Below are 9,437 nucleotides of genomic sequence, written 5' to 3' on the forward strand. Positions count from 1 at the left end.
GCGAACCCCTTCTATGCGGCGCTGTCGAGCTCGTTCGCGGGCACGCAGGAGTACATGGCGATGGAGAAGCTCGGCCAGCTCCACGCCGAGGCAGTGGCCCAGCGCGAGGAGACCGACGCCGCCGAGGGCGACCGGCGCCGCTGGGACCTGATCGTCGTCGACACCCCGCCGTCACGATCTGCGCTCGACTTCCTCGACGCCCCGGAGCGGCTGTCGTCGCTGCTCGACGGCCGGCTGATCCGTCTCCTGCTGGCCCCCGCGCGTGGTCCCGCCCGCATCTTCTCGGCGGGGTTCGGGATGGTGACGTCAGCGCTCAACAAGGTCCTCGGCGCGCAGGTCCTCACCGACGTGCAGACCTTCGTCGCCGCCTTCGACACGCTCTTCGGCGGGTTCCGTCAGCGCGCGGAGGCGACGTACGCGCTCCTCCAGGACCGTGGCACCGCCTTCCTCGTCGTGGCGTCGCCCGAGCCGGACGCGATGCGCGAGGCGTCCTACTTCGTCGAGCGCCTCAGCCAGGAGGACATGCCGCTGGCCGGTCTGATCGTGAACCGCATGACGGTGCCGCTCTTCTCGCTCGACGGCGACGACGCCCACGCCGCCGCGCGGCGGCTCGACGGTCGCTCACGGCCGACGGTCGACGACAAGGTGGTCGCCGGGCTACTGGCGGTGCACGCACGCGGCGAGCGGGTGGCGGCACGCGAGCGGCGCGTGGTCACGGGATTCGCTGCGGCGCACCCGCGCGTGCCCCGCGTGGAGGTCGCCGGTCTCGCGACCGACGTCCACGACGTGGAGGGGCTGACGACGATCGGCGAGCTGCTCGCGGGGCGCCGCCTCTCGGCGACCGACCAGGTCGACGCAGACGCGGCCCCGACGGACTGAGCCAGGCGGACTGAGCCAGGCGGACTGAGCCAGACGGACCGGACCCGGAGGGGCCGGCGTCAGACCGCGACGGCGGCGCCAGCCGGCTTGCTGGCGCGGGCGGCCTCGAGAAGCGTGCGCCACGACGTCACGTTGGGACGACGGCGCAGCAGGGCGCGGCGCTCACGCTCGGTCATGCCGCCCCAGATCCCCCACTCGATGTCGTTGTCGAGGGCCTCGGCGAGACACTCGAGCTTGACCGGACACGACCGGCACATCTGCTTGGCGCGGTTCTGCTCGGCGCCCCGGACGAACAGCGCGTCCTGCGACTCCTTGCACGCTGCCACCGTGGCCCAAGACTCGTTCCAGCTCATGATCCGACACCTTCCCCGAGAGGATCACCGAGAAGTCCTGTGGTGATACACACACACTCGCAGTGTCGCAGGCCACATAACAGACACCCCGGGATGGTTTGCCATAGTCCTTTCGGGCCATTAGTTGGTGACTGACCTGGGCTCCCGTAACCTAGGCCCATGAATCTGGGCCCCAGTCGACACGGCGACGAAGGCGTGGGGGCGGCTCGTGTGATCGGCTCCATGGCGCTTCTCAGCCTCTTTGCCGGAGTACTCGTCGCCGGACTTGCGATCCCTGTCGCCGCGTTCGTCGGGGTGACCTCCAACAGCATGGCGCGCGGCTTCGAGGAGCTGCCGCTGGAGCTGCGCGAGACCCCCATCCCGCAGCGCTCGAAGGTCCTCGCGGCCGACGGGTCCCTCCTCACCTACTTCTACTCCCAGAACCGGCAGGACATCCCGCTGTCGAAGATCGCGCCGGTGATGCAGCAGGCCGTGGTCTCCATCGAGGACGCGCGGTTCTTCGAGCACGGTGCCCTCGACTTCAAGGGCACCCTGCGCGCGCTGGTCAACAACGCCACCGACGGCCAGACCCAGGGCGGCTCGTCCCTGACCCAGCAGCTGGTCAAGAACATCCTGGTGCAGCAGGCCACGACGCCGGAGGAGCGTCGCGCCGCCACCGAGGTGTCGCCGGCCCGCAAGGTCCGTGAGCTCAAGTACGCGATGTCGTACGAGGAGAAGCACAGCAAGCAGCAGATCCTCGAGAACTACCTCAACATCTCCTACTTCGGTGACGGCGCGTACGGCGTGAGCGCCGCCGCCAAGCACTACTTCTCGGTCGACGCCGCCGACCTCAGCCTGACTCAGGCGGCGACGCTCGCCGGCCTGGTCAAGAACCCGGTCGAGTACGACCCGGTGACCTACCCCGAGAACGCCCTGCGTCGGCGCAACATCGTGCTGTCGGCGATGGAGGCCCAGGGGCTCCTGACGCGTTCCGTCGTCCAGAAGGCCATCGCGCAGCCGCTCGGGCTCAAGATCACCCGCTTCTCCAACGGTTGCGTGAGCACCAAGGCGCCATTCTTCTGCGACTACGTCCGTCGCTATCTCCTCCAGGACGAGTCGCTGGGCAAGAATGAGGACGAGCGCGTGCACACGCTCGAGACCGGCGGTCTCGTGATCAAGACGACGCTCGAGCCCACGTTCCAGCGCGCGGCCGACGAGTCGGTCCAGAAGCGTGTCGCCCCGACCGACGACGCGATCGGCGCGCAGGCGCTGGTGGTCCCCGGGACCGGGGCGGTGCGTGCGCTCGCGCAGTCACGCCCGATGGGCAACAACAAGAAGGCCGGCGAGACCTACATCAACTACACGGTGCCCAAGTCGCTCGGTGGCGCGAACGGCTTCCAGGCCGGGTCGACGTTCAAGGCGTTCACTGCCGCGGCGGCTCTCGACAAGGGCTACCCGCCCAGCACGTTCTTCAACTCGCCCCAGTCGATGAACATCAGCGGGTTCTCGCAGTGCGACAAAGAGGGCGCCGGCTCGTGGAAGGTCAGCAACTCGACCGGTGCCGGCGGGTTCGACATGACCCGCGGACTTCGTCAGTCGATTAACACCTACTTCGCGCAGCTCGAGCGTCTGGTCGGGCTCTGCGCGACGACCAAGATGGCCGCCAAGATGGGCATCCCGGTGCCTGACGTCAACGACACCTACCCGTCGTTTACCCTCGGCGTCATCGACGTCAGCGCCCTCGACATGTCGGCGGCGTACGCGACGTTCCCCGCTCGCGGCAAGTACTGCGAGCCGATGCCCGTCACGCTGATCACGAACAACAAGGGCACGACCATCAAGGACTACCAGCCCACCTGCCGGCGGGTCCTGTCGACCGCGGCGGCCGACTCGATGAACCAGATCCTGCGCGGCGTCCAGGAGGGTGGCTTCGGCAACGCCCTCCAGCTCAACAAGCCGTCCGCTGCCAAGACCGGCACCACGCAGGACAACAAGGCCGTCTGGTACATGGGCTACACCCCCAAGCTGGTGACGTCGTCCATGATCGCGGGCGCAAACCGTGACGGTCACTGGAAGACGCTCGCCAACCAGCAGCTCAACGGTGAGTACATCTCCTTCAGCGCCGTCGGTGGCTCCTCGCTCGCCGGCCCGATGTGGGCCGACACCATGCGCGCGATCCAGGACGACTTGCCGTACGCCAACTTCGAGTCGCCGGGCAGCCTCGGCGCAGCGCCCTCGGACACCCCGCGGGCCCCGGCCAAGCCCGACAAGAAGGACAAGAAGGGCGACCGTGGCGATGGCGGTGGCGGTGGCGGTGGCGGTGGCGGCGACCGCCCGGGCCGCGGCAACGGCGGCGGCGGAGGCCGCGGGAACGACGACTGACCGAGCGCGACGAGCGCTCGGTCGTCAGGCGCCCAGCTGCCTCCGGACCTCCGCGGCCAGCGCGGCGCCGTCGACCCGGCCCTCCGTACGGGGCTTGAGCAGCCCCATGACCTTGCCCATGCCGCGCATCCCCTCGCCGGCGACGCCGGCCTCGGTGATCGCCTCGGAGACGAGCGCGGTCACCTCGTCGGCGCCGAGCGGCTCGGGCAGGTAGTCGGCGAGGATCGCGGCCTCGTCCTGCTCCTTCTGCGCCAGCTCGGGCCGGTTCCCCGACTCGTACGCCTCGGCGGCCTCTCGCCGCTTCTTCGACTCCGACGTGATCACGGACTGGACCTCGGCGTCGGAGAGCTCCTTGGCCTGCTTGCCGGCGGTCTCGGCCCGACTGATGGCCGACAGCACCATGCGCAGTGTCGACGCCCGGAGCGAGTCACGCTCCTTCATCGCCGCGGTCAGGTCGGTGCGCAGTCGGTCCTTGAGATCGCTCATGAGGTCATCATCGCTCAGGGCTTCACACCCCGGCACGCCGATTCCCCAGCCGTCCCTGTGGCACGCTTGCAGGCGTGCATCCCCTGACGAAGACCCTCCTGGCCACGACCGCCGCGGGCACGGGCGCGCTGGCGTACGCGTCCCTCTACGAGCGCAACGCCTTCGTGGTCCGCGAGATCGACCTGCCCGTCCTGCCAGCCGAGGCGCGTCCGCTCACGGTGCTCCAGATCTCCGACGTCCACATGACCCCAGGACAGTCGCGCAAGCAGCGGTGGCTGCGCAGCCTGGTCGAGTACGAGCCCGACCTCGTCGTCAACACCGGCGACAACCTCGCACACCTCGAGGCGCTGCCCGCCGTCCTCCAGGCCTACAACGACCTGCTCGGTGTCCCAGGAGTGTTCGTCTTCGGCTCCAACGACTACTACTCGCCGACGCTCAAGAACCCGGCGGGCTATCTCATGGGGCCGTCAGGCGTACGCCGCCGCACCGCCGACCTCCCGTACGAGGAGATGCGGACCGCCTTCAGCGAGGCCGGTTGGATCGACCTCAACAACGCGACCGGCAAGCTCGACGTCCGCGGGCTCTCGCTGTCGTTCGCGGGGCTCGACGACCCCCACGTCGACCGTGACGACCTCGAGGCGATCCCGACGACGGCCGACCCGTCGGCGGACCTCGCGATCGCCGTCGTCCACGCCCCGTACCTGCGGGCCATCGACGCGTTCAACGTCCAGGGATACCCGCTGATCCTCGCCGGGCACACCCACGGCGGCCAGCTCCGTGTGCCCGGCTTCGGCGCGCTCGTGACCAACTGCGACATCGACCGTCGGCGTGCCCGCGGCCTCCACCAGCACCGGACCGCAGGCCACGACTCCTCGTGGCTCCACGTCTCGGCCGGCTGCGGCACATCGCCGTACGCGCCCGTCCGCTTCGCGTGCCGACCCGAGGCGACGGTGCTCCGGATGCGTCCGGTAGACTCTCCGAGGAACTGAGCGCGGGCCCACTCGCGGAGAGGTTCTGCTCGTACCACGTACGAGGAGCCACGGGGTGTGGCGCAGCTTGGTAGCGCGCGTCGTTCGGGACGACGAGGCCGCAGGTTCAAATCCTGTCACCCCGACAGCATGAGCCCCAGATCCCCGCCGGATCTGGGGTTTCGTCGTCTCCCGGCCCGCTGGCCGGGAGATGCGCACGTCCAGGGCACCGACGATGGTGGAGAGGTCGCTCACCGCGCCACCAGACGGAGACTCCCATGGCCGTGTCGTACTCCGAGGACCACCCAGACTTCGCCAACGCCGACCGGGGATTCGTCGGAACGATCTCGCCGGCGACGATCACCTCCGCCACCGGGACGGTCGTCTTCGACGCCGACGCGCTGGCGTTCGTGTCCGGAAGCGCTCCGGAGGAGGTCCACCCGAGCCTGTGGCGCCAGGCGAAGCTGACGTCGCGCCACGGCCTGTACGAGGTCGCGCCCGGGTTCTACCAGGTCCGCGGGTTCGACATCTCGAACATGACGCTGGTCGAGGGAACCTCGGGCGTCATCGTCATCGACCCGCTCGTGAGTGCCGAGACCGCCGCCGCTGCGCTCGCCCTCTATCGCGAGCATCGAGGTGACCGCCCGGTCAGCGCGGTGATCTACACGCATGCGCACATCGACCACTTCGGGGGCGTGCTCGGCGTCGTCGACGCGTCCACCGACGTGCCGATCCTCGCGCCGGAGCACTTCCTCGAGCACGCGGTGTCGGAGAACGTGTACGCCGGCGTGGCCATGCTGCGGCGTGGCTACTACTACGACGGACACCCGCTCGACGCCTCGGTGACCGGGGCCGTCGGCATCGGTCTCGGCCCGCGCACCTCGGCGGGGACGGTCGGGCTCCTTCCGCCGACGGTCGACATCACGCACACCGGCCAGGAGGAGACCCTCGACGGTGTGCGGATCGTCTTCCAGCTGACGCCGGGGACGGAGTCGCCGGCAGAGATGAACTTCTCCTTCCCCGACGAGCGGGTGCTCTGCATGGCGGAGAACGCGTGCCACACGATGCACAACCTGCTCACGCTGCGCGGCGCCCAGGTCCGCGACTCGCGAATCTGGTCGCGCTACCTCGCGGAGTCGATCGAGCTGTTCGCACACGACTCCGACGTGGTGTTCTCGTCGCACCACTGGCCGACGTGGGGGACCGACGAGGTCATCGCCTTCCTGACCGAGCAGCGGGACCTCTACGCGTACATGCACGACCAGACGCTGCGCCTCATGAACCAGGGCTACGTCGGCAGCGAGATCGCCGAGATGCTCGACCTTCCCGACTCCCTGGCACAGCGGTGGAGCACGCGCGGCTACTACGGGTCGCTGAGCCACAACGTCAAGGCGGTCTTCCAGCGCTACCTCGGGTGGTACGACGGCAACCCCGCCCACCTGTGGGAGCACACGCCGGAGAACCGGGCCGACCGCTACGTCGAGCTCCTCGGCGGTGTCGACGCCGTGGTGCAGGCGGTCCGACGCTACGCCGACGCGGGAGACCTCCGCTTCGCTGCCGAGCTGGGCAGTCACGCCGTGTTCGCCGATCCGGACAACCCGCAGGCCCGCGAGGCGTTGGCGGAGGTCCTCGAGTCGCTCGGTCTCGGTGCCGAGAACGCGACGTGGCGCAACTGCTTCCTCACCGGCGCGCACGAGCTCCGTGGAGGTAGTCCGACCGCCTCCTTCACCGCCGCGGGGATGGTGAGCGCGTTGACGACCACCCAGCTGTTCGACACCATCGCCATCCGGCTCGACGGGGCGAAGGCCGCGGGCGTGACCGGAAGCATCGCGTGGCACTTCACCGACTCGGGCGAGGCGTACCGGATGGAGCTCTCGAACGGTGCGCTCGTCCACTTCCCGACCACGCGCGGCGACGCCGCGGACCTGACCCTCCGCCTCACCCGTCCGCAGCTGCTCGGCCTGCTGGGGTCGGGCACGCTCGACGGCATCGATGTGGACGGTGATACGTCGGTGCTCACCACGATCGTCGGGCTGACCGACGAGCCCGACCCGAGGTTCGCCGTCGTCGAGCCGTGACACGCGTGGGAGGCCGTGCTCCACGCCGTCTAGGGTGTCGCCATGTTCACACCGCAGGTGACGCACGAGGTCCTCTGGGAGCCCGCGCCCGACGCACGCCGTACGACGCGCATCGGCGCCTTCATGGACTGGGCCGAGTCCCACGGAGGTCCGCCGCTCGCCGACGCCCGCGCCCTGCACGCCTGGTCGGTCGACGACCAGGACGCGTTCTGGCGTTCGATCTGGACGTACTTCGCGGTCCCCGGGACGGTCGACGGCGCGGAGAGTGACCCGGCCGTCGCGCTCGTGCCCGCCGCCGACGGCGCGCCGCCGGTGCCTGGCCGTACGTGGTTCCCCGGCGTCGCGCTGAACTACGCCGAGGCCATGCTGCAGATGCCCGGACGGGCCGACGACGATGTCGTCGTGGTCGCACGGTCGCAGTCGCGCGACGACGTGACGTACACGGCGGCCGAGCTGAGAGACGCGGTCGCTCGGGCACGAGCGGGCCTCGTACGCCTCGGGATCACCCGCGGCGACAGGGTGGTGGCGTACGCCCCCAACGTGCCCGAGACGCTCGTCCTGCTGCTCGCCGCAGCGAGCCTCGGCGCGATCTTCTCGTCCTGCGCACCCGAGTTCGGGACGCGGAGCGTGATCGACCGCTGGGGGCAGATCGAACCGACCGTGATGCTCGCGGTCGACGGCTACCGCTACGGCACGAAGGCGGTCGACCGGTGCGACGAGGTCGCCGCGATCCGGGCGGCGCTGCCGTCGTTGCGCGCGACGGTGTGGCTGCCGTACCTCGACCCGGAGGCGGCGGCACCCGCCGACTCCGTGACGTGGGCGGACCTGGTGGCGGAGCCGGCCGAGCTCGCGTTCGACCGCGTACCGTTCGACCACCCCCTCTATCTGCTGTTCTCGTCCGGCACGACCGGACTGCCCAAGCCGATCGTCCACGGCCACGGCGGCATCACCGTCGAGCACACGAAGTCCGTGGCGCTCGAGCTCGGCCTCGGCCCGGAGGACGTCTTCTTCTGGTTCTCCACCACCGGCTGGATGATGTGGAACCTGCTCGTCTCGGGGCTGCTGTCGGGCGCGACCGTCGTGATGTACGACGGCAACCTCGCGCACCCCGACCTCGGGTCGTTGTGGCGGATGAGCGACGAGCTCGGCATCACCTACTTCGGGACGAGCGCGCCGTTCCTGCTCCAGTGCCGCAAGGAGGGGCTGGTGCCGAAGGACGTCGCCGACCTGTCGCGGCTGCGCGGTGTCGGGTCGACGGGCGCGCCGCTGCCGGTCGAGGGGTTTCGGTGGGTGTACGAGGCGGTCGGGGACGACGTCCACCTCGGCTCGCTCTCCGGCGGCACGGACGTGTGCACCGGGTTCGTGGGCGCCAACCCGATGCTCCCCGTGTATGCAGGTGAGATCTCCGGGCCGAACCTCGGCGTCGCCATCGCCGCGTACGACATCGACGGCCGCCCGGTCGTCGACGAGCTCGGGGAGCTCGTGATCACCGAGCCGATGCCGTCCATGCCGATCGGGTTCTGGGGTGACGACGACGGCTCGCGCTACCACGCCGCGTACTTCGAGGACTTCCCCGGCGTCTGGCGTCACGGTGACTGGATCACGATCCGCGCCGACGGCTCGTGCACGATCACGGGGCGCAGCGACGCGACCCTCAACCGCGGCGGGGTGCGCCTCGGGACGGCCGAGTTCTACTCCGTGGTCGAGGGCTTGGACGAGGTCACCGACAGTCTCGTCGTACACCTGGAGGACGCCGAGGGTGGTGCCGGGGAGCTGCTGCTCTTCGTCGTACTGGCCGAGGGATTGGAGCTGGACGAGGCGATGCAGCGCACCATCGCCGGCGCCCTGCGTTCGCAGCTGTCGCCGCGGCACGTGCCGGACGTGATCCACCAGGTGCCCGGGGTGCCGCGCACGCTGTCGGGCAAGAAGCTCGAGGTGCCGGTCAAGAAGATCCTGCGCGGGACGGCGATCGACGACGCGGCCGCCCGCGGTGCCCTGCAGAACCCGGAGACCCTCGAGGCGTACGAAGGCCTGCGCGGCTAAGCCTGACCCCGCCCTTCCGCTCGCGGGTCACTCTCTGCCGCCCGCGGGTCACCGCGCGCCGGCCGCGGGTCACCGCCTGGCACCGGCGGGTCACCGTGTGGCGGCCGCGGGTCACCGTGTGGCGGCCGCGGGTCACCGTGTGGCACCGGCGGGTCACTGTCTGCCGCTCGCGGGTCACCGCCTGGCACCGGCGGGTCACCGTGCCAGTGACCCGCGAGTGCCAGAGAGTGACCCGCAAGCCAACGAGAGTGACCCGCGAGTGCCAGAGA

7 protein-coding genes and 1 tRNA gene are annotated in these 9,437 nt (G+C 70.0%); 6 read left to right on the plus strand and 2 right to left on the minus strand.

Translation table 11 applies throughout. The features are described from left to right. A partial coding sequence (locus PV363_RS12920) for an ArsA-related P-loop ATPase (protein ID WP_301022523.1) occupies nt 1–879 on the plus strand: 879 nt, incomplete at its 5' end. 59 nt (nt 880–938) lie between these two features. Here PV363_RS12920 and PV363_RS12925 read toward each other — a convergent pair. Continuing rightward, nucleotides 939–1,232: a WhiB family transcriptional regulator gene (locus PV363_RS12925; protein WP_220345889.1), complete on the minus strand. Its 294-nt coding sequence runs from the start codon at nt 1,230–1,232 to the stop codon at nt 939–941. Between the two features lie 222 nt (nt 1,233–1,454). On the opposite strand from PV363_RS12925, the gene PV363_RS12930 reads away from it, so the two are divergent. Continuing rightward, the gene (locus PV363_RS12930) at nt 1,455–3,593 is read left to right on the plus strand and encodes a transglycosylase domain-containing protein (protein ID WP_301022524.1); all 2,139 of its coding nucleotides are present in this window, start codon (nt 1,455–1,457) and stop codon (nt 3,591–3,593) included. A 24-nt stretch (nt 3,594–3,617) separates the two neighbouring features. On the opposite strand, the gene PV363_RS12935 is transcribed toward PV363_RS12930, so the two are convergent. Then, nucleotides 3,618–4,079: a GatB/YqeY domain-containing protein gene (locus PV363_RS12935; RefSeq protein ID WP_220343134.1), complete on the minus strand. Its 462-nt coding sequence runs from the start codon at nt 4,077–4,079 to the stop codon at nt 3,618–3,620. A 74-nt stretch (nt 4,080–4,153) separates the two neighbouring features. Here PV363_RS12935 and PV363_RS12940 point away from each other — a divergent pair, with 74 nt between their 5' ends. From PV363_RS12940 to PV363_RS12955, 4 genes are all read left to right on the plus strand, one after another. Further along, nucleotides 4,154–5,068, plus strand: a complete 915-nt coding sequence (locus PV363_RS12940; protein WP_220343133.1) for a metallophosphoesterase — start codon at nt 4,154–4,156, stop codon at nt 5,066–5,068. A gap of 51 nt (nt 5,069–5,119) precedes the next feature. Beyond that, nucleotides 5,120–5,193, plus strand: a tRNA-Pro gene (locus tag PV363_RS12945). Between the two features lie 132 nt (nt 5,194–5,325). Further along, on the plus strand, nt 5,326–7,125 hold the full coding sequence (locus tag PV363_RS12950) for an alkyl sulfatase dimerization domain-containing protein (RefSeq protein ID WP_220343132.1): 1,800 nt from the start codon (nt 5,326–5,328) through the stop codon (nt 7,123–7,125). A gap of 42 nt (nt 7,126–7,167) precedes the next feature. Further along, complete coding sequence (locus tag PV363_RS12955) at nt 7,168–9,168, plus strand: acetoacetate--CoA ligase (RefSeq protein WP_301022525.1); 2,001 nt, start codon at nt 7,168–7,170, stop codon at nt 9,166–9,168. Nucleotides 9,169–9,437: the final 269 nt, after the last annotated feature.

It is taken from the genome of Mumia sp. (genome assembly GCF_028803055.1).
Lineage (GTDB): Bacteria > Actinomycetota > Actinomycetes > Propionibacteriales > Nocardioidaceae > Mumia.

Excerpts from the sequence above, each read along its gene's own strand:
- PV363_RS12950 (WP_220343132.1), top strand. The coding sequence starts at position 5,326 with ATGGCCGTGTCGTACTCCGAGGACCACCCAGACTTCGCCAACGCCGAC.
- PV363_RS12925 (WP_220345889.1), bottom strand. The coding sequence starts at position 1,232 with ATGAGCTGGAACGAGTCTTGGGCCACGGTGGCAGCGTGCAAGGAGTCG.
- PV363_RS12930 (WP_301022524.1), top strand. The coding sequence starts at position 1,455 with ATGGCGCTTCTCAGCCTCTTTGCCGGAGTACTCGTCGCCGGACTTGCG.
- PV363_RS12955 (WP_301022525.1), top strand. The coding sequence starts at position 7,168 with ATGTTCACACCGCAGGTGACGCACGAGGTCCTCTGGGAGCCCGCGCCC.
- PV363_RS12935 (WP_220343134.1), bottom strand. The coding sequence starts at position 4,079 with ATGAGCGATCTCAAGGACCGACTGCGCACCGACCTGACCGCGGCGATG.